Below are 18,589 nucleotides of genomic sequence, written 5' to 3' on the forward strand. Positions count from 1 at the left end.
TGGTCATCCTGGGTCGGGTACGAGCATAGGCGGACCGGGATCACGCGTCCCCCGACCGGGCTAACACGTCCGGTCCACAGTGATGAGACGCGCGGGTCGGACGATCGGTTCACGAGACCTCCCCGGCCGGCGCCGCCCAGGTGTTGCACGCGCTGGCCCTGTTCTGCCGATGGCCGTCCATCACCCAGCGCACGTTGTTCGGCCCGCTGCCGTGGTCGGGCTTGCCCGCGTGGTCGCCGCGCTCGCCCGCGTCCCGCAGCCCGGTGTCCACGACGTCCAGCGGCACGACGCCGTTGTGCGCGAACGGCGCGAGGGTCATCCCGCCGAAACAGGTGGCCTGGATGTGCGGAGGGTGAGGCGCACCCGCGGAGAACGGCTGACCGTGGGGAGAAGTCGAACGGTACGTCGGTGACACGGTCACGAGATAGGCCGCGCCACGCTGGGGAGGCGCGGGCTCGGCGGGTGGGTCCGCCGGGCGTGGCGGTGACCCGCCGCCCTGCGACGGTGGCTGCGTCATCGCCGAAGATCCCCCAGATGGCGTCCGTTCGAAAGTCCGCCGGAGCATATGAGGACTCCGCTATTGTCCGCAGCCGTGTTGAAGAACTGGGGTGCGGCGATCTCCGTCGCCGTCGCGCTGACGTCCGTCACGTCTCCCGGGACGGCCGCCGGCGCACTCGCGCAGCCGCTTCCCGGCACCGTCAGCACCGAGGTCCGGATGAAGCTGGAGCGCGACGCCCGGCTCTCCGTCACCGAGACCGTCCAGGTGCCCGAGGGCAAGACCGTCAGGCGGACCGTCCCCTTGCGACTCGCGGTCGGCAACGACCTGGAGCGCCAGTACGAGGTCACCGACGCGAAGGTCGAGGGCAAGGGCAGCGCCTCGGCGAGTGACGACAGCTTCACCGTCACCCTCGAAGGCAACTCCACGCTGACGTACACGGTCGTCGGCGCCGTCGCCCCCGTCGGTGACGCGCTGGAGGTCCGCTGGCAGGTCGCGGGCGGTTGGGACGCCGAACTGGACAAGGTCGCCGTCTCCTTCTCCGCGCCCGACTCCCCGACGTCGGTCAACTGCCTCGCCGGGCCGGTCGGGTCCTCGCAGCCGTGCACCAGCGCCGACCTCGCGGACGGCAAGGGCGTGCGCGCGCAGGAGATCAAGCTCGGCGCCGGTGAACGCGTCGACGTCGCGATCGGACTGTCCGCCGGGGTCGTGCCGCCCAACGCCGTCGTGGTCGAGCAGTCGGGGCTGGCGGCGGCGTTCGCGCTGACGCTGGTCAGCGGTGCCGCGCTCGGCGGGCTGCTCCTGCTGCTGCTCGGCGGCGTCGCGCTGCTGTGGTACCTGCGCGGCCGGGACGCGAGGGCGCTCGCGAGCGAGGTCGGCGCGGTGTCCGTGCTGGTCCGCGACGGCGACAGGGTCGCGTTCGCCTCGCCCGACGGCGTGCTGCCGGGCCAGGTCGGCACGGTCGTCGACGAGCACGTGGACGTGGTCGACGTGACCGCCACGGTCATCGACCTCGCCGTCCGCAACTACCTGTGGATCACCGAGACGGACGGCCACGACTGGCGGATCGTGCGCCGCAACCCGGTGGACGCCTCGCTGTCCGGTTACGAGAAGGCCGTCTGCGAAGCCCTTCTGCCCCAGGGCGTGGACGCGGTGAGCGTGTCCGAGCTGCGCGGCCGGCAGATCGACCTCGCGCACGTCCGCGACCGGCTCTACGCCGACGTAGTCGAGAAGCGCTGGTTCGTGCGCCGCCCGGACGCCGAGCGGAACCTGTTCTGGTGGGTGGGAATCGTGGTCGCGGTGCTCGGCGTGGCCGCCACGGTCGTGCTGGCGCTGACGATCGGCAACGCCCTGTTCGGGCTCGTCGTCGCGGTCGGCGGCGTCGCGCTGGCGTTCGGCGCGCGGTCGATGCCCGCCCGCACCAAGCGCGGCAGCGAGTTGCTCGAGCACGTCCGGGGCCTGCGCGGTTATCTCGCCGGGGTGACGCGGGACGACGTCCCGGAGGCCGACCGCGAGCTCGTGTTCTCCCGCTCGCTGCCCTACGCCGTGGTGCTCGGCGAGACCGAGCGCTGGCTCTCCACGTTCAGTCAGCAGGACCTCTACTGGTATGGCGGCGCGAGTGATTTCCGGCGCAGCTTCCCGGCGTTCCTCGGGGCGCTCGACGGCGTGCTCGCCCAGGCGGGCCACCTGCGATCGCTCCGGACGCCGAACCCGTAGGCTTGCCGCATGGCCTCACCCGAACTGCACAGGTTCACGTTGCCCAACGGCCTGCGGGTGGTGCTCGCCCCCGACGCCGGCGCTCCGGTCGTCGGCGTCAGCGTGCACTACGACGTCGGCTTCCGTTCCGAGCCGGAGGGGCGCACCGGGTTCGCGCACCTCTTCGAGCACCTGATGTTCCAGGGCAGCGAGAGCCTGGAGAAGCTGGCCCACTTCCGGCACGTGCAGTCGTCGGGCGGCACGTTCAACGGGTCCACGCACCCCGACTACACCGACTACTACCAGGTGCTGCCGAGCGCGGCCCTGGAGCGGGCGCTGTTCCTCGAAGCCGACCGCATGCGCGCGCCGAAGCTCACCGAGGAGAACCTCCGCAACCAGATCGACGTGGTGAAGGAGGAGATCCGGCTCAACGTGCTGAACCGCCCGTACGGCGGGTTCCCCTGGATCCTCCTGCCCGCGGTGCTGTTCAAGACGTTCGCCAACGCGCACAACGGCTACGGCGACTTCGTCGACCTGGAGAGCGCGACGGTCGACGACTGCGCGGAGTTCTTCGACACCTACTACAGCCCGGCGAACGCGGTGCTGACGGTGGCGGGCGACCTCGACGTCGAGACCACGAAGACGTTGGTGGAGAAGCACTTCGGCGACGTGCCCGCGCGGCCGAAGCCCGAGCGCCCCTCGTTCGCCGAGCCCGGCCCGCAGGGTGAGGTGCGGCACGAGCACGGCGACGCGCTGGCCCCGCTGCCCGCGATCGCGATCGGCTACCGCGTGCCGGACCCGACCACGGACATCGACGGCTACCTGTCCTACCTCGTGCTCGCCGGCGTGCTGGCGGACGGCGACGGCTCGCGCCTGCAGCAGCGCCTGGTGCACCAGGAGGGCATCGTGATCGACCTGAACGCCGGCTGCGGCCTGTTCGGCCCGCTCGAGGCCCGCGACCCCGACACGTTCAGCATCACCGCGATCCACGCGGCCGAGGTCTCGGCCGAGCAGGTCGTCGCGGCCATCGACGAGGAACTGCAGAAGCTCGCGCAGGAGCCGCCGTCGGCCGAGGAACTCGCGAAGGTCACCGCCCGCTGGGCGTCGACCATGCACAAGGAGCACGACCGGCTCACGAACCGCACGCTGGGCCTCGGCTCGGCCGAGTTGCTGTTCGGCCGCGCCGAGCTGATCTACGAACTCCCCCGCCGGATCGCCTCGGTGACCGTCGACGAGGTGTCCGCCGCGGCCAAGGCGCTGCGTCCCGACTCCCGCGCCCTTCTCTTCGTCAAGCCCACCGGAGGATCTCAGTGACCGCGGCCAAGACCCATCGTTCGGCTGACGAGATCGGCCGCACCGAGACGGGCCCGCGTCCGCTTCCGGAGCTGGGCTCGCAGAAGGCGGCCGCCGAGCTGTCCACTGTGGACACCACGCTGCCGAACGGCCTGCGCGTGATCGCGGTCCGCCGCGCCACCGTGCCGATGGTCGAGGTGCGGCTGCGCGTCCCGTTCGCGGACCCGGCCGGCACCAGCACCGGCTCCCGGCACTCCGCGGTGGCCGAGATCCTCGCGAACACCGTGCTCACGGGCACCGAGAAGCGCTCGCGCGTGCAGATCGACACCGAACTGGCCCTGGTCGGCGGCGAGCTCGACGCCGTGGTCGACCCGGAGCGCCTGAGCTTCACCGGCAACGCCCTGGCCACCGGCCTCGGCACCGTGCTGGAGGTGCTCGCCGACGTCCTGACGAACGCGTCGTACCCGGCCGACGAGGTGGAGCGCGAGCGCGTCCGTCTCGTCGAGCGCATCACGATCGCCCGGTCGCAGCCGAGCGTCATCGCGCGCGAGGCGCTGCAGAAGGTGCTGTACGGCGACCACCCGTACGCGAAGGAGATGCCGCAGGCCGACGAGGTCGCCGGCGTCACTCGCGAAGACGTGGTGGCGTTGCACGGCAAGGCACTGCTGCCGCGCGGCTCGGTGCTGGTCGTCGTCGGCGACGTCGACCCGTCCGACGCCGTGGCCCAGATCGGCGAGGCGCTCGCGGCGTGGCAGGGCGACGGCGAGGCCGTCCAGCTGCCGCCGCTGCCGCGGGTGTCCGGTGGCGACGTGGTGCTCGTGCACCGCGCCGGTGCCGTGCAGTCGCAGATCCGCCTGGCGGCGCAGGCCATCCCGCGCACCGACGAGCGCTACCCGGCGCTGCAGCTCGCGAACCTGGTCTACGGCGGGTTCTTCTCGTCGCGCCTGGTCGAGAACATCCGCGAGGACAAGGGCTACACCTACAGCGCGCGCTCGCACCCCGAGTTCACCGTGCACGGCGCGACGCTGATGGTCGACGCGGACACGGCGTCCGACGTGACGGCGGCGGCGTTGCTGGAGACGCGCTACGAGCTGGCGCGCCTCGGCCTCGTGCCGCCGTCGGAGTCCGAAGTGGACACCGCGCGCAGCTACGCGATCGGCACGCTGCTCACCAGCACGTCCTCGCAGGGCGGTCTGGCGTCTTTCCTGGTGAACCTCGTCGCGCTGGGCCTCGGCCTCGACTGGCTCGTCGCGCACCCGCAGCGCCTGCAGGCCGTCACGCCCGAGCAGGTGGCCGCGGCCGCGCTGGAGTTCTTCGCGCCGGGCAACTTCACCGGTGTGCTCGTCGGTGACGCCGAGCAGCTCAAGCCGAAGCTGTCGGCGCTGGGCGGGGTCTCGTTCCAGTGAGTTTCGACCTAGCCGGTCTGCCCGCGCTGTCGCGGTCCACGGTCGACCGGTCCGAGCCGTTGCGCGGCGACGAGGAGAAGCTCGCCGCGCTCTGGCCCAAGGCCCGGATGATCGTCGTGGACACGCGCGGCCGCACCCTGGTCGCCGATCGCGGCACGCGGCTGGCCGACCGGCCGGCGCTCGAGTTCGGCGACCAGCCGCCCGTGAACGCCGTCCTGCTCGGTGAGCAGGACGGCGTGGCGTACTTCGCCGTGCTGATGCCCGCGCAGGACGGCGAGGCGGTGCCCGCCAGCAGGGCGTGGGGCCCGCCGGAGCTCACGGACGAGCCGCAGTGGCTCGACCTGCGGCAGGCCGGCGCGACCCTGGACGACACGTCGGCCGGGCTGTTCACGACGGCCGCCGCGCTGTTCCAGTGGCACCGGATCGGCAAGTACTGCGCCAAGTGCGGCGCCAGGACGGTGCTGGAGAAGTCCGGCTGGACGTCGGTCTGCTCCGGCTGTGAGCGCGAGGAGTACCCGCGTACCGACTCGGCTGTGATCTGCCTCGTGCACGACGGCGCGGAGCAGGTGCTCGTCGCACGCGGACCGGAGTGGCCGGAGGGCAGGTTCTCCGTGCTGGCCGGGTTCGTCGAGGCCGGCGAGTCGCTCGAGGCCTGCGTGGCGCGCGAGATCTTCGAGGAGGTCGGCATCGCCGTCCGGGACATCCGGTACCTCGGGTCCCAGCCGTGGCCGTTCCCGCGGTCGCTGATGATCGGGTTCGAGGCCGTGGCCGACCCCGCGGAGCCGTTGCGGCTCGCCGAGGGGGAGATCGCGGAGGCCAAGTGGGTGTCGCGGGCCGACGTCCGCAAGGCCATCGACGAGCCGGGAAGCGTGCCGGGGCTCGGGCTCGCCGGTGGCGCGTCGATCGCGTTCCGGATGCTGGAGAGCTGGTCCCACCAGGCGTAGGGCCTGTGTCGAAGTCTGGTCCGCGATAGCCGGGCCAGACTTCGACACAGGCCCTAGCCGGGTTGCGCCGAACGGCCGCATCCGGGTGTGGTCTGAGGATGAACAACCCGGAGCTCGAAGCGCGCAACGCTGCTTTGCGCGGCCAGGTCGACACGATGCTGGCGAACCTCGAACAGCAGACCGCCCAGCTCAGGCAGGCGCAGGCCGAGGCGATGGCCGAGGTCGGCCGCGCGCGTTCGCAGGACGGTCTGGTCGAGGTGACGGTCAACGCCGGTGGCCTCATCCCCGCGCCGCCGCCGATCGTGCAGCCGGCGCCGAGACCGTCGGGCGACGACGAGCCGCCGGAGTCCTTCATGGACCGTCGCGGGGGTCGGTGGTGACGGGCTTCGAGGTGGACCCGACGGCGTTGCGCTCGCAGTCGCCGAAGTTCTCTGCGGCGGGCGACAAGCTGCAGACCGCCTGGGAGGCGTTGCGGGCCGTGCTCGACGCCAACAACGGTTGCTGGGGCGGCGACGAGGCGGGCCAGGAGTTCGCGAAATCCTACCTGCCCATCGCGGACCAGGCGCGGCAGGCGTTCCCGGCGCTGACCGAGGGCATCCACTCGATCCGCGAGGGCCTCGACGCCTCCGCGGACACCTGGGAGGCCGTCGACCAGGCCAATCGCAGGTCGCTCGGGGGCAGGTGAGTCATGGGCATCGAGATTCCCGGCGCCGTCCAGTGGCTGACGCCGATCGTGGTCGGCGCGAAGTGGCCCGAGGGCGACGAGGACAGGCTGCGCCTGATGCGCGACGCGTGGCAGGCCGCCGAGAAAGCGGTCGGCGAGGTCCTCGGCGACGGCAACAGCGCCTCGACGGCCGCACTGGGCTGCATGAGCGGGCAGACGGCGGAGAAGTTCGAGGAGTACTGGAAGTCCTACACCGAGGGCGACGCCTACCTCGTCAACCTGCAGCAGATCTGCGCCGACCTCGCGAAGGGCTGCGACAACGCGGCGCTGGGCGTCGAGTACACGAAGCTCAGCATCATCGCCGCCCTGATCATCCTGGCCGCGCAGATCGCCGCGATGATCGCCTCGGCGGTGGCCACGTTCGGCACCTCGACCGCGGGCATCCCGATCGCGCAGGCGGCGACCCGCATCACCATCCAGACGATCTTCCAGCAGTTGCTGCGGCAGATCATCATCAACGTCGCGATCAACGTCGGCGTCGACGCGGCCGTCCAGGGTCTCCAGTTCGCCACGGGCGAGCGGAAGTCGTGGGACGTCGGCAAGACCGTCGACGCGGGCATCGCGGGCGTCGCCGCCGGTGTCGCGTCGGGAGCGGTCGGCGTCGGCAGCGGTGCGCTCGGCAACGCGAGCGGCAACTTCGTGCAGGCGGCCGGCCGTGGCGCGGTGGAGGGTGCCGTCGCGGGTGCGGGTGGCAACGTGCTGAACAACCTCGCGCACGGCAAGGTCAGCGCGGAGGACTTCGGTTCCGCGATCCTCTCCGGCGGTGTGTCGGGAGGCGTCGGTGGTGCGGTCGGTGGCATGAGCGGCAGGCACGAGGGGCTCAGCCAGACCTGGGAGACCGGGACGTCACCGGACGGCCAGTACACGGCGGGCGCGAACACCCAGGGCCACACCTTCCAGACCCCGGACGGGTCGACCACGCGCGCCAACATCGACGGCAACCCGTACGAGGGCGGCTGGCGGTCGGACAACGCGAGCACGTACATCCCGGCCGAGGGTGGCCCGAACAACGTCAACGACCCCGAGGACAGCGACTACCAGGTCAGGTCCTCGGCGAACCCGCCGCGGATGGTGGGCCGGCTCGACCTGCCCGACCCGCCGGCGCAGTAGTCACCGCCAGGGCTGCCAGCCCGGGATCGGGGCGTGGTCCGCACGGATCTCGCCCCAGTCCGAGCTGTCCGGCGGCAGCACGGCGTGCTCGGCCAGCCGCATCCGGCCACGCACCCGCCACCAGTCGAGCAGCAGCCCGGCGGTCAGCGGCACCGTCACCAGGATCCCGACGGTGAGCCCGATGGTCAGGAACATCCAGGCGAAACTGCCGCTGACGGCCGCGGCGACCAGCCGCCAGCCGATGCCGGCGGTCGCGTAGTTGCCTCGCCGGTTGGCGGTCGTCCGCCGGACCGCCCACCGGTGCAGGTCGCGCCACTCCTCGACGGACATCCGTTCGACCCGGCCCGGCGTTCCCCGGCGCGACCGGATGAGCTCGGCGAGCTCACCGGCCTGCTCCACCGGCAGGATCCACTGCTGCGGCCGCGCCACCAGGCGCAGCATCGGACCGTTGCCGACCGGTGTCCGGACGCCACCGGGCACCGGCCACGCGTGCAGGTCCGGCGAGGTGCCCGGTTGCACCAGCGTGAGGTCGCCGAGCCACAGCGCCTGAGGGTGGACGCCGCCGTCGTGCGACCTGTTCAGCTTGTGCACCAACCGATCCCGCTGCACGTACAGCGACGCGCCGTCGCGCAGCGGGACGCGCACCTCGACGGTGCGTCCGAGACCCGCGCCCAGCCGGAACATCCGCCCGCCGAGGTACCCCAGCAGCGGGCACAGCACCAGAACCACGGGGATCCAGGCGTAGCCACCCTTGCCCACCAACCAGAACACGGTCGCCGGCACCGCGAGGAACGCCACCCGGCCCCAGGTCCGCGGCACGGTGCGGTTCAGCACCCACACCACACCGGCGATCGCGGGCGCGACCCATGCCACACCGGGTGTCGTGATCAACGCGACCGCCGGCAGCACCACGGTTCCGGCCAGGGCGAGCGTCGCACCGGCCAGCCACCGGACGGCGAGCGACGGCCCGGTAAGCGACACGACCGGCCCCTCGACCGGCGTGGTCCGCGCCCCACCGGGAGGCGGCGCCTGACCGACCTCCTGGTTTGCGGCAGGCGTGGCACCGGAATGCACCTCGGCCAGCCCGGACACCTTGGACCGCACCAGAGAGACGAACTCCTGCGGCTCCTCGACCGGCAGCACCTGCTCGCCCGAGGTGGTCCGCAGCACCACGACGTCGCCCGCCGGCACCGGCACCCCGCGCCCGTCCGTCAGCGTGATCCACGGCGCCTCGCCGGGCACCGCCGGCCGAGTGCTGATGCCGAGCAGGTCGCCGAAGCCGTAGAACACCTTGGTGGGCCCGCTGGACGCGATCCGCCCACCACCGGACACCGCCGTGATCTCCAGGCCACCGTCCTTGACCTCGACCGCGTCGGTGTACCAACTCGGCCGCGGGTCCACCCGGAACTCGAACAGCACCTTGCCCGCCGCGCGCCGCGACACCAGATGCGCGAGGTACATCACCACGAGCGGCACCCCGACCAGGACCGCCATGTTGACCGCAGGCATCTCGCTACCCGCGACGACCACGAACGTGATCGCGGCGGCGGCCGCCACGCCCAGCGCGACGAAGGGCCAGTGGTGCGGTTTCATTCGCCCATCTTGGCGCAAGTCGCTGCGCCGTGCGGACGAGCCGGCCGTCAGAGCAGTGACGGCAGCAGGTGCTCCTCGGTGACCATCAACCCCGTGGTGGCCATGGTGTCCGCCAGGTCGGGATCCCAGCTCGCGGTCTCCGGGCGGCTGTTCAGCGTCGGCAGCTCCACACCGCGCGCGATCAACGTGGCCACGGCCTCGCGGTAGTCGGCCGCGGACATCCGCCACGCCGTCCCGCCCGTCCAGGCGAGGACCTCGTTGGCCGTGCGGATGCCGTCGGGCGTGAAGTCGTTGTGGCACCGGACCGTCTTGCCGTCGAGGTGGTGCCGGGCCTGCGTCGTCAGCCCGTCCGGCAGCACCATCAACGGTCCGGGCACACCGGATTCGAGCAGGCGAGGTGACCGGACAACCGTGATCTCCTGTGCTGCCAGCGAGTCGTTGAGCGTCAGGTAACCCTGCGAGGTGAGGACGGGATTGCTGTACGCGTCCGGCAGCACCCCGGCACGTTCCCAGTTCAAGCCGGCCAGCTGGAGCGCCTTCGCGACAACGCGGGCCAGCGGACGGCCGTCGTCCAGGTCGTTGCCCGCCAAGGCGAACCGCGTGGTCCACTGCCGCGGCTCGGTGCCGAGCCGGGCCAGAATCGCCGCAGCCTGGTTCGCGATCATCGGCAACGCGGGCTGCGGGATCTTGCCGTACCGGCGGACGTGCTCGACCCACTCGGCGGCCCACGGGCGGGACAGCAACCCGTGCTCGCGCAACGCGAACTTCAGCACGGCGTCCGCGGTCGACGACTCCTGCGACGTCGACATGCCGAGTGGCTTGCCGTGCACCGATTCCAGCACCTCGGGCAACGAGCTGCCGTGCGCGCGGATGTGTTCGTCCAGGCGTGCCAACGAGATCTGGCGACGGGCCGGGTGGTCGATCGGCTTGCGCAGCAACTCACCCAGGACGGTGGCGGTGCTCGCGTCCTCGACGCGGAAGCTGAACGCGGAACGGCCGCCGCCTTCCGCCGTCTCCCGTGCGAGACGCCAGAACTCCGCGAGCTCGGGCTGGTCCATGTTCACGCCACCACCCTAGTTTCCTGGTTCGCCGTGCGCCGATGCCGGTACGACCGCTGGACTCCGCCGCGTTCAGCTAGCTCAAGGCCTTGACAGGAGGAGTCCCGAAGCGGACTCTTCCTAACCATGAGCGTTCTGCCTAATCGTGATAGGCAAGCCGAACGGCGTGAGGCAACTCGGCAGGAGATCGTCGACGCCGCGTGGGAGATCGCGCGGCGCGACGGGCTGGGTGCCGTGACGTTGCGCGAGGTCGCGGCCATGATCGGCATGCGGTCGCCGTCGCTGTACTCGCACTTCGACTCGAAGAACGCGATCTACGACGCGATGTTCGGGCAGGCCTGGACGCTCTACCTCGCCGAGATGCGCGAGCGCCGGCTGCCGGAGGAGCCGCGCCGGGCGGTGCTGGTCATCGCCGAGCACTTCTTCGCGTTCTCGCTCGCCGACGCCGCCCGCTACCAGCTGCTCAACCAGCACGCCATCCCCGGCTTCACGCCCTCGGATGCGGCCTACGCGCCGTCCGTCGAAGTGATGGGCCTGCTGCAGGAGACGTTGCGCGGCCTCGGTGTCACCGACACCGCGGATGCCGACCTCCTCCTGGCCCTGTGCGGTGGCCTGCTCGACCGGCAACTCGCCAACGAGCCCGGCGGGGACCGCTGGGTGCGTCAGCTGCCGCGCGTGATCGACATGTTCGCCGACGAAGTCGGCCTGCCCGGACCGTCACTGAGGAGCCCGAGATGACCTCCGCCCTTGCCGCCAGACCCCGCACACCCGCACTCGACCGCGACGTCGCGTTGCGGCTGGCCGAGACCGAGTACGACCGCGTCGCCGCACTGCTCGCCAGTCTGTCCACACAGGACTGGAGCAGGCCCACGGACTGTCCCGCGTGGGACGTCCGCGCGATGGCCGCGCACATGCTCGGGATGGCCGAGATGTCCGCGTCGATGCGCGAGAGCATGCGGCAGGTCAAGGCCGCGCAGGCGCGTGGCGGGGTGTTCATCGACGAGCTGACCGGCCTGCAGGTGGACGAGCGCGCGGACATGGCTCCCGCCGCCATCGCCGCCCGCTACGCCGAGGTGGCGCCGAAAGCGGTCAAGGCGCGGCGGCGCATGCCGTGGATCTTGCGCAGGCAGAAGATGCCAGCCGCCCAGCTCGTCAACGGGCGTGAGGAGGCGTGGACGCTCGGGTTCCTGTCCGACGTGATCATGACCCGCGACCCGTGGATGCACCGCACCGACATCGCGCGGGCCACCGGTGCGCCCATGGTGCTGACCGCCGAGCACGACGGTGTGCTGGTCGACGACGTCGTGCGCGAGTGGTTCGAACGGCTGGGCAGCCCGGTCCGGTTGCGGCTGACCGGGCCCGCGGGCGGCAGTTGGGGCGAGAGCGGTCCGGAACTGGAGTTCGACGCGGTCGAGTTCTGCCGCGCGCTCTCCGGGCGTGGGACCGCCCCGCTCGACACCGAAGTGCCTTTCTAGGGGTCGATCCGGTCCAGCGCCGCGCCGTCCCACGTGGTCTGCGTGCACGCGACGCCCCGGCCGTTCTTGGGGCGCAGCACGTCGAAGATGTGCATGCGCGGGATCTTGTCCGACACGCCCCAGCCGGACGGCCAGGTGATCACCCAGTCCATGTCGAGGTCGACCAGCAGCCCCAGCATGCGCGCGATGGTCGGGTCGTCGAGCCGTTCGAAGGCCTCGTCCAGCAGCACCAGGCGCAGCGGGTCGAACTCGTCGCTCACGGCGTCGTAGAAGCTCGCCGCCGCCGCGAACAGCGTCACGTACGAGATCAGCCGGGTCTCGCCGGACGACAGCTGCTTGAGCCGCCGTTCGCGCGGGTTGCCGTCCGGGCCCGTGTCCGCGACGGTCACCGTGAACTGGTGCCACGTCCGGTAGTCGAGCGCGCGCGACAGGATCTCGGCGTAGCCACCGGAGTGAGTGTCCCGCTCGTTCTCGATCCGTTCGGTGAAGACGCGCCGCAACGTCGCGTCCTGCTCCGGCGTGCGTTCGCCGAACGGCAGCCGCACCAGCGCAAGCGCTTGCCGCGTCGCGTCGTCCAGCGCGCTCGACGACTTCCACGACAGCTTGACGTGCACGCCCTGGCTCGACCGGGCCTGGCCGAGCACCTCGTTCATGCGCTTGGTCAGGTCCTCGGCGACGGTGATCTGACCGCGCAGCCACTCGGCCAGGTCGCGGATCAGGTAGTCGGCGAAGATGCCCTGGTACTGCTCGTCGAGGAACCCGCGCTGCTCGGCCAGCCTCGTCGTCACCTGGCGGGCGGCGACGGCGACGGGCTTCGCGCCCTCCTCGCCGGTCACGGTCACGGTGAGCAGGCCCGCGTGCTGTTCGGCGGCGATGTCGTGGCTGCCGGCCAGTGACGTCTGGAGGGCCTGGAGTCTCGCGATCACGGTCGCCTCGGTGCCGCCACGGCGGTCGGGGGTGTCGGCGACGGCCTGGCGGACCGTGGCTTCCAGGGTGGTACCGGTGGGCTGCGCACCCTCCTGGCTCGCGGTGCCGTCGGCCATCTCCGGGAACGCGGCCACCACCAGCCCCGGCGCCCGCACCGTCGCCCCGAAGTTCGCGGACGCCCGCGCGAGCCCTTCCTCGGACTCGGTGACCTGCGTGGAGTTGGTTTCCAGCAACGCTTCCAGCTTCGCCGCCTGCTCACGTGCGGTCGTGATGCTCTCGCGCACGCCCTTGAGGTCCACACGCATCTTCTTACGCGACTTCTCCAGCGACGTGAGCTGCTCGCTGATCTCCTTGGCCTCACCGCCGACGGCGTCCGTCAGCTCGGCCAGCGTCCCGGCCTGCGCCGCGTGGTCGACGCAGCGGGTGTCGGCGTCGGCCTCCGCGGTCTGCCGGTCGGCGACGGCCTCGTGGTAGCGGTGCGAGGCGTCGGTGAGGTCGGAGATCGTGCCCTGGCAACGCCTCCTCACCGCGTCACCGAGCAGGTCGGCGGTCCTGCGGGCCTCCGCCGCCGCGGACTGGGCCTGGCGCAGCGCCTCGGTGTCGGACGACAGGTCGGCGTCGCCCGCCTGCCTGGTCAGCTCGCTGCGAGCCGCCTCCAGCCGGGACTGGGCGTCCTCCAGGGCGTCCCGCAGCTCGAACGTGCGCTGCTGCGCCCGCGCGGCCGACTCCTCGGCGGCCTGGACGCGGCTGTGCTTCGCGATCAGCTCGCCGTCGCCGGGGAACGCCGCGAGGTGCGCCTCCCAGGTGGCAACGTGTTCGTGGGCGCGGGCCAGTTCGTCCTCGGCGGTGCCGAGCTGGGCGCGCAGATCGGCGAGTTCCTCTTCCAGGGCACCGATTCGACGGCTGCGGGCGGCCTCCCGCGCGCCCGCGCCGATGAACTCGGCCTCGGGCTTGGTCCAGCGGCCGGTCAGCACGCCCGTGCGCCAGTCGCCGGTGGTGGTCATGTCGTCCAGCGACACGGCCCGCAGCAGGTCGGCGACGAACGCCTCCGGCACCGGTGAGCCCTCGACGGCCGGCACCAGGTAGTCGGCCAGCGTCCTGCCCTCGGCCGCGGGCCTCGGCACGGCCAGGACGTCGCTCAGGTCGGCGTCGGCCGGGGTCACCCAGGCGTCCAGCAGACCGCTGGCCTGCAGCGCGGCTTCGAGCCCCGCGCGTTCGTCGTCGGTCAGCGCCGGCACGAAGTCGACCAGGCGGTAAAAGGGCGCGCCGACCGCGGTGTCGCGGTCCGCCGACGTGTACTGGCCCGGCACCGGCACGCGCTCGTTGCCCGAACGCAGGCCGACGAGCTCCTCGTCCAGCGTGTCGAGCCTCGTGCGCAGGTCGGTGCGCTGCTGGGTGAACGCGTGGGCGGCGTCGCGAGCCGTCTGCACGAGCGGGCCGGCCCATTCGCGGGCGCGGGCGCTCAACGCCTTCGCGGCGGCCGGATCCGCGGTCCGCGGCAGCGTCAACGCCGCGGCGGGACGTTCGTCGAGCAGCGGGCCGCTCGACGTCCACACCTCGACCTGCTCCAGCCAGGTCTGCACGACCTCGGCCAGCTCCTGCACCTCCTGGTTGCGCATCGACGTCGACTCGGTCGCGCCGAGCTGGGCGTCGCGGGCCTTCTGCCGCAACGACTCGACCTCGCGCTGCTGCGCGTCCAGGGCGAGCGCCTGCTCGTGCAGGGCCAGCGCGAGCGCACCCCGTTGGCGGGCAAGGGAAGCGATGCCGGACGCCTGGTCGACGACCGACGTCAGCGCGGTTAGCACGTCCTCGGTGGCGGCAGCGGGCGGCACGCGGCGTTCGATCGGCAGCGGCCCGGCCTCGGGATCCGGCTTGGCGCGCACGGCCGCCGTGGTCACCGTGGCCTCGGCGGCCGGGACCTGCGGGACGTCCGGTGCGAGGTCGGGGTCCATGCCCGCGAGGCGCAGGTTCTCGCGCAACGGTTCGCTCAGCGCGTCGGCGGCCTGGAGGTCCTCCGCGAGGCGCTGGAGCAGCCGCAGCACGGTGTCGACGGCCGCGTCCTCCTGCGCGCGCTGGCGGTGGGCGGTCTCGAGAGCGGCGACGGCGGAGGAACGCTTCTCCGCCACCAGGTTCTCGCGCGTCTTCAGGTCCTGCAGGTCGCGGAACGCCGGCAGTTCCTTCAGCGCCGCGATGGTCTCCTCGGCCTGCTGCTCGCCGGTCTCCATGTCGGTCAGCGCCTGCTCGGACGCCGCGCGCTCCATCCGCGTGAGGTCGAGCTCCTGCGTGAGCTTCGACTGCTCGCGCTGCAGCCTCGCCACGGACTTCTCGGCGGCCTCCAGCCGTTCGGAGGCGCTGCGGAGGCCGCCGAACGCGTAGTCGCGGTAGGTCTTGAGGAACGTGCTCAACGCACTGTCCGCAGAGGACAGTCGCACGATGTTCTCGCGGATCGACTCCAGGTCGTCGAACGACGTCGCGAGCTGCTCGACCATCGCCTGGTCCAGCGGCGGCAGCGCGTCGCTGAGGATCTGTTCGAGCTGCCCCTCCAGCACCTTCAGGCCGACGTCCGGGTTGCGCAGCGTCCGCTGGAGGTGCAGCAGGTCGCCGTACCGCGCCGCGGGCACGCCGTAGACGGTCTCGGCGATCTTCGCGCGGAACGCCGGCTCCTCGAACATGCAGTCCGCGCCGATGAGGTCCCGCAGCTGCGCCGGGCCGTGTGGAACGCGCTCGGCGCCCGCGAGCTGCAGTTCCGTGCCGACGCGCAGGGGCGTGACGAACCGCCACGAGTCCGTGATGGCCTGCGAGGTCTTCGACGCCTTCACGCCCAGCCCGCACGTCAGGTACTCGTTGCCGCTGTGGTCGGCGGCCTCCCGAACCAGCTCGACCCACGTGTAGCCGATGCGGTTCGGGCCGCCGTCGTAGTCGTCCAGCATGAGGCGCCGCAGGCTGACCGTGTCGAAACCCTTGGAGCCGACCTGGCGCAGGTCGCCGTCGAGGCACAGCGGGAGCAGCAGCTCCAGCGTGCGGGACTTGCCGGAACCGTTGGTGCCCTGGAAGATCGCGCGGCCACCGGAGAAGTCGAACGTCTGCTCGGTGTACTGCCAGATGTTGACCACGCCGCCGCGGTGCAGCCGCCACCTGCTCATGAAACGTTCTCCTCGTCGAACAGGGACCAGCTCGGTACCTCTTGCACCACAACGGGTTCCGGTTGTTGCTCTCGTTCCGGGTCGCCGTCGGGGGACGGCAGCCAGCGGTGCGCGGCCGCGCTGACCGACCACGAGCCGTCGTCCGTCCGCGCGGCCAGTCCCATGCGGCGCAACAGCTCTGTCACCTCGGCGACCAGCCGGTCGAGGTCGTCGGTGAACTGCTTCGACCACGCCGCGGGGTAGTCCTCGACCAGCCCGGCGCAGACCTCGCGCAGGCGTTCCGCGGTGACGACGTACCGTGCCGGCGCGTCCTCGTCCTCGCTGTCGAGCAGGTCCGGCAAGGCTAGCAGCGTGATGCGCGCGACCGTCGAGACGCCGGGGAACGACAGGTCGGTCAGGAAGTCCTCGGGGTCGGCGGCGAGCACGCCCTCGACCCGGCACTCGGTGTGCAGGCCGAAAGCCTGCTCCAGCAACGCCGTTTCCTTGCGCTGGTTGCGGCGCAGCCACTCCGCCTGCTCGTCCGGCAGGTCCGCGTAGAGCACCAGCGGCGTCTCGACGAGCCTGCGCCGCACCGCGTGCTCGATGCCGCGCGGACCGGGGCGCGCGGCCAGTTCGACGAGGTGCGCCGGGTCCTGGGCCTCGCCGACCGGGCCCGTGACGAGCTGGCCCAGCAGGTCGGTGTCGATCGTGATCAGCGCTTCCTGGGGCAGCACGTCCTGCGCGACCGAACCCTCGGTCTCGTGCAGCACGCCCAAGGAGACGAGGTGGCGCAGGGCCGCGGTGAGCGCACGCCGTTCGGAGATGTCGTCCGGTGCGTCGATGCCCGCTTCCACCGCGGCGGAACGGATGTCGGCCACGAGCCGGGAGAGCAGCGTCTGGCGGCCGATGCCCGTCAGCACCGCAAGGGTGAGAGCCAGGTACGCGTAGCCGCGCGGGGACATGCTGAGCAGGCCACGCGTGTCGTCGTTGCCGGGACCCGACTTGTAGAGGCGCGCGAACCGGCGTTCGACGACGAGCCGGTAACCGAGCAGGCCAGCGAACAGGTCCTGCAGCGTCGCGCGGTGCCGGTAGACGAGGCTGAGCAGCTCGCCGTCCGGGCCGTCGGAACGCAGCAACGGCCTGCGCAGCAACGTTCGCGCGCACCGCACCACGTTGGCGGCGTCGATGTCGGAGAGGTTGTCCAAGTGGTTCATCGCTTCAGGGCCACCGTCGCGTCGTGCAGGGTGAGCGTCCCGGCGGCCGACCTGATCTGGGTCGTCGTGCCGTGGGCGATCTCGAGTTTGAGGCCGCGCACGGGGTCGCTGGCCGATCCGCTGTCGTTCGGCGAGTCGCGCTGGGCCATCGCGAGCGTCAGCAGCTCGCAGAAGACCTCCAACGCGCCGTGCGTGAGCGTGGTGTTCTCCAGGTTCCCGGCGGCCTTCGTCAGTTCCGCGACGTGCCGCGCGCGGATCTCGTCCGCCTCCCGCGCCTCCGCGAGCAGCGACTGCTCGGTCATCGGGTCGTCGAGGATCCGGGACGGCCTGCCGCGGCCACCCCGGTCGCCTCGGGTTCGCACGCTCACGGTGACGTCGCAGACCGGGCCGTCGCGCCACGCCGTGCGCTCGTTGTCCGAGTCGTGTTCGGGCGCGGGGGAGAGGTGGCGGGCGCTGTAGAGGCCGAACGCGGAGGCGTAGATCTCGTGCGCCTCCTCCCTGGTCGAGTCGTCGAACCAGCGCGCGAGCTTCAGCAGTTCCGCACGTCGTCCGGGCAGCAGCCCACCACCGGACGTGGCCCTTTTGACGCTCGCCAGGAGACTGCCGATGGCGCGGGCCGTGGCTTCGCGCAGCGCCGTGACCTGCGACGGACGGCCGGGACGGTCGACGAACCAGTCCGTCAGCTCCTGCCAGTCCTCCGGCGTGCGGCCGCGGGCGCGTTCGACGTTCTGGCCGAGGTCGGTGCCGAGCAGGCGCAGGAGCTCGGTGCGGGCCTTCGTGAGCCCTGCCAGCGCCGTGGCGATCGGGGGCGTGAACTTCAGGACGTCCTCGACCACCCGCTGGATGTACTCGACCAGCAGGTTCCGGAAGCCCGCGATCTCCTCGGGTGCCAGGTGGTTCCGCGTGACGACCTGGCCGAGGTAGGCGTAGAAGTCGCGGACCGTCGCCGCGAGCTCGGCGTGCTGCAGGAACAGCGTGGTGACGCGTTCGGCCAGCAGCTCCTTGGTCTTGTCGCCCTCGTTGAGCAGCGCGACGCTGAGCGACCCGCCCAGCTCGTTGAGGCCGCGTTCGATGGCGGGGAGCAGCTCGCGGGAGACCTCGCGGGCGCCTTCCGGGACGCGCAGCAGCTCGTCGACGTCGCGCTGGACGCGGACGGCGAGCTTGGAGACCTGGTAGCGGACGCTGCCGTGCTGGAACTCGGCGATGCTGGCCGCGACGACCTCACGCCGGCCCTGGACGAGGTTGCCCCACTCGACCAGCTGCTTGAGGCGGTTGATGACGTTCTCGATGCGGCTCTCGCCCTGCTCGACGCGGCCCTCGCGCTCCTGCCCGGCCAGCGCTCCGGCGACCTCGCCCGCGCTCAGGTCCGCGAGCAGCGTGGAGGTGAACAGCCGCATGATCGCCAGGTACGTGCGCTGATGATCGCGCGCGTCCAGATAGGCGTACAACTTCAGCCGCTTGTGCTCCACGAGCGGCCACCCTAATGCGCGCGCGGGTGTGGTGCGGCGCTACCGTGCCTTCGACGAGCTGGG

At 71.8% G+C, this 18,589-nt stretch carries 15 protein-coding genes; 9 read left to right on the forward strand and 6 right to left on the reverse strand.

Annotated elements, in window-relative coordinates; all coding sequences use genetic code 11:
- Positions 1–109: 109 nt before the first annotated feature.
- Positions 110–517: a neutral zinc metallopeptidase gene (locus IEY88_RS39400; RefSeq protein ID WP_189160026.1), complete on the reverse strand. Its 408-nt coding sequence runs from the start codon at positions 515–517 to the stop codon at positions 110–112.
- A 75-nt stretch (positions 518–592) separates the two neighbouring features.
- Between IEY88_RS39400 and IEY88_RS39405 the strand changes: the two genes are divergently transcribed.
- The 7 genes from IEY88_RS39405 to IEY88_RS39435 all read left to right on the forward strand — a co-directional run bounded on the left by IEY88_RS39405 (position 593) and on the right by IEY88_RS39435 (position 7,668).
- Positions 593–2,212 carry a DUF2207 domain-containing protein gene (locus IEY88_RS39405; protein ID WP_229694183.1) on the forward strand — a complete coding sequence of 540 codons (1,620 nt, stop codon included), beginning with the start codon at positions 593–595 and terminating at the stop codon, positions 2,210–2,212.
- A 9-nt stretch (positions 2,213–2,221) separates the two neighbouring features.
- Positions 2,222–3,505 (forward strand): M16 family metallopeptidase, encoded by a 1,284-nt coding sequence (locus tag IEY88_RS39410; protein WP_189160028.1) that lies wholly within the window; start codon positions 2,222–2,224, stop codon positions 3,503–3,505.
- Positions 3,502–4,890, forward strand: coding sequence for a M16 family metallopeptidase (locus IEY88_RS39415; protein WP_189160029.1), 1,389 nt, complete (start codon positions 3,502–3,504; stop codon positions 4,888–4,890). The genes IEY88_RS39410 and IEY88_RS39415 overlap by 4 nt, the downstream gene beginning before the upstream one ends.
- Positions 4,887–5,834, forward strand: a complete 948-nt coding sequence (gene nudC / locus IEY88_RS39420) for an NAD(+) diphosphatase (protein ID WP_189160030.1) — start codon at positions 4,887–4,889, stop codon at positions 5,832–5,834. The genes IEY88_RS39415 and nudC overlap by 4 nt, the downstream gene beginning before the upstream one ends.
- Before the next feature lie 98 nt (positions 5,835–5,932).
- Entirely contained in the window at positions 5,933–6,214 is a 282-nt protein-coding gene (locus tag IEY88_RS39425) for a YbaB/EbfC family nucleoid-associated protein (protein ID WP_189160031.1), read from the forward strand.
- Entirely contained in the window at positions 6,211–6,519 is a 309-nt protein-coding gene (locus tag IEY88_RS39430) for a WXG100 family type VII secretion target (protein WP_189160032.1), read from the forward strand. Before IEY88_RS39425 ends, IEY88_RS39430 begins: the two co-directional genes overlap by 4 nt.
- 3 nt (positions 6,520–6,522) lie before the next feature.
- Positions 6,523–7,668, forward strand: coding sequence for a WXG100-like domain-containing protein (locus IEY88_RS39435; RefSeq protein ID WP_189160033.1), 1,146 nt, complete (start codon positions 6,523–6,525; stop codon positions 7,666–7,668).
- On the opposite strand, the gene IEY88_RS39440 is transcribed toward IEY88_RS39435, so the two are convergent.
- Entirely contained in the window at positions 7,669–9,261 is a 1,593-nt protein-coding gene (locus IEY88_RS39440) for a hypothetical protein (RefSeq protein WP_189160034.1), read from the reverse strand.
- 47 nt (positions 9,262–9,308) lie between these two features.
- Entirely contained in the window at positions 9,309–10,319 is a 1,011-nt protein-coding gene (locus IEY88_RS39445) for a DUF2399 domain-containing protein (protein ID WP_229694192.1), read from the reverse strand.
- Positions 10,320–10,445: 126 nt separating this feature from the next.
- Between IEY88_RS39445 and IEY88_RS39450 the strand changes: the two genes are divergently transcribed.
- Positions 10,446–11,057: a TetR/AcrR family transcriptional regulator gene (locus IEY88_RS39450; RefSeq protein ID WP_189160036.1), complete on the forward strand. Its 612-nt coding sequence runs from the start codon at positions 10,446–10,448 to the stop codon at positions 11,055–11,057.
- On the forward strand, positions 11,054–11,794 hold the full coding sequence (locus IEY88_RS39455) for a maleylpyruvate isomerase family mycothiol-dependent enzyme (protein WP_189160037.1): 741 nt from the start codon (positions 11,054–11,056) through the stop codon (positions 11,792–11,794). Before IEY88_RS39450 ends, IEY88_RS39455 begins: the two co-directional genes overlap by 4 nt.
- On the opposite strand, the gene IEY88_RS39460 is transcribed toward IEY88_RS39455, so the two are convergent.
- From IEY88_RS39460 to IEY88_RS39470, 3 genes are read right to left on the reverse strand one after another with little or no spacing between them, the layout of a single operon-like run.
- Positions 11,791–15,864: a TIGR02680 family protein gene (locus tag IEY88_RS39460; RefSeq protein WP_189160038.1), complete on the reverse strand. Its 4,074-nt coding sequence runs from the start codon at positions 15,862–15,864 to the stop codon at positions 11,791–11,793. The genes IEY88_RS39455 and IEY88_RS39460 overlap by 4 nt on opposite strands.
- On the reverse strand, positions 15,861–17,057 hold the full coding sequence (locus IEY88_RS39465; RefSeq protein ID WP_189160039.1) for a TIGR02678 family protein: 1,197 nt from the start codon (positions 17,055–17,057) through the stop codon (positions 15,861–15,863). Before IEY88_RS39465 ends, IEY88_RS39460 begins: the two co-directional genes overlap by 4 nt.
- Positions 17,054–18,526 (reverse strand): DUF2397 domain-containing protein, encoded by a 1,473-nt coding sequence (locus tag IEY88_RS39470; protein ID WP_189160040.1) that lies wholly within the window; start codon positions 18,524–18,526, stop codon positions 17,054–17,056. Before IEY88_RS39470 ends, IEY88_RS39465 begins: the two co-directional genes overlap by 4 nt.
- Positions 18,527–18,589 lie beyond the last annotated feature (63 nt).

The sequence above is a fragment of the Lentzea pudingi genome (assembly GCF_014646255.1).
Lineage (GTDB): Bacteria > Actinomycetota > Actinomycetes > Mycobacteriales > Pseudonocardiaceae > Lentzea > Lentzea pudingi.

Bases quoted from the DNA above. Each gene is read 5' to 3' on its own strand.
- IEY88_RS39445 (WP_229694192.1), bottom strand. From the start codon at position 10,319: ATGGACCAGCCCGAGCTCGCGGAGTTCTGGCGTCTCGCACGGGAGACG.
- IEY88_RS39465 (WP_189160039.1), bottom strand. From the start codon at position 17,057: ATGAACCACTTGGACAACCTCTCCGACATCGACGCCGCCAACGTGGTG.
- IEY88_RS39425 (WP_189160031.1), top strand. From the start codon at position 5,933: ATGAACAACCCGGAGCTCGAAGCGCGCAACGCTGCTTTGCGCGGCCAG.
- IEY88_RS39450 (WP_189160036.1), top strand. From the start codon at position 10,446: ATGAGCGTTCTGCCTAATCGTGATAGGCAAGCCGAACGGCGTGAGGCA.
- IEY88_RS39440 (WP_189160034.1), bottom strand. From the start codon at position 9,261: ATGAAACCGCACCACTGGCCCTTCGTCGCGCTGGGCGTGGCGGCCGCC.
- IEY88_RS39435 (WP_189160033.1), top strand. From the start codon at position 6,523: ATGGGCATCGAGATTCCCGGCGCCGTCCAGTGGCTGACGCCGATCGTG.
- IEY88_RS39455 (WP_189160037.1), top strand. From the start codon at position 11,054: ATGACCTCCGCCCTTGCCGCCAGACCCCGCACACCCGCACTCGACCGC.
- IEY88_RS39460 (WP_189160038.1), bottom strand. From the start codon at position 15,864: ATGAGCAGGTGGCGGCTGCACCGCGGCGGCGTGGTCAACATCTGGCAG.
- IEY88_RS39410 (WP_189160028.1), top strand. From the start codon at position 2,222: ATGGCCTCACCCGAACTGCACAGGTTCACGTTGCCCAACGGCCTGCGG.
- IEY88_RS39400 (WP_189160026.1), bottom strand. From the start codon at position 517: ATGACGCAGCCACCGTCGCAGGGCGGCGGGTCACCGCCACGCCCGGCG.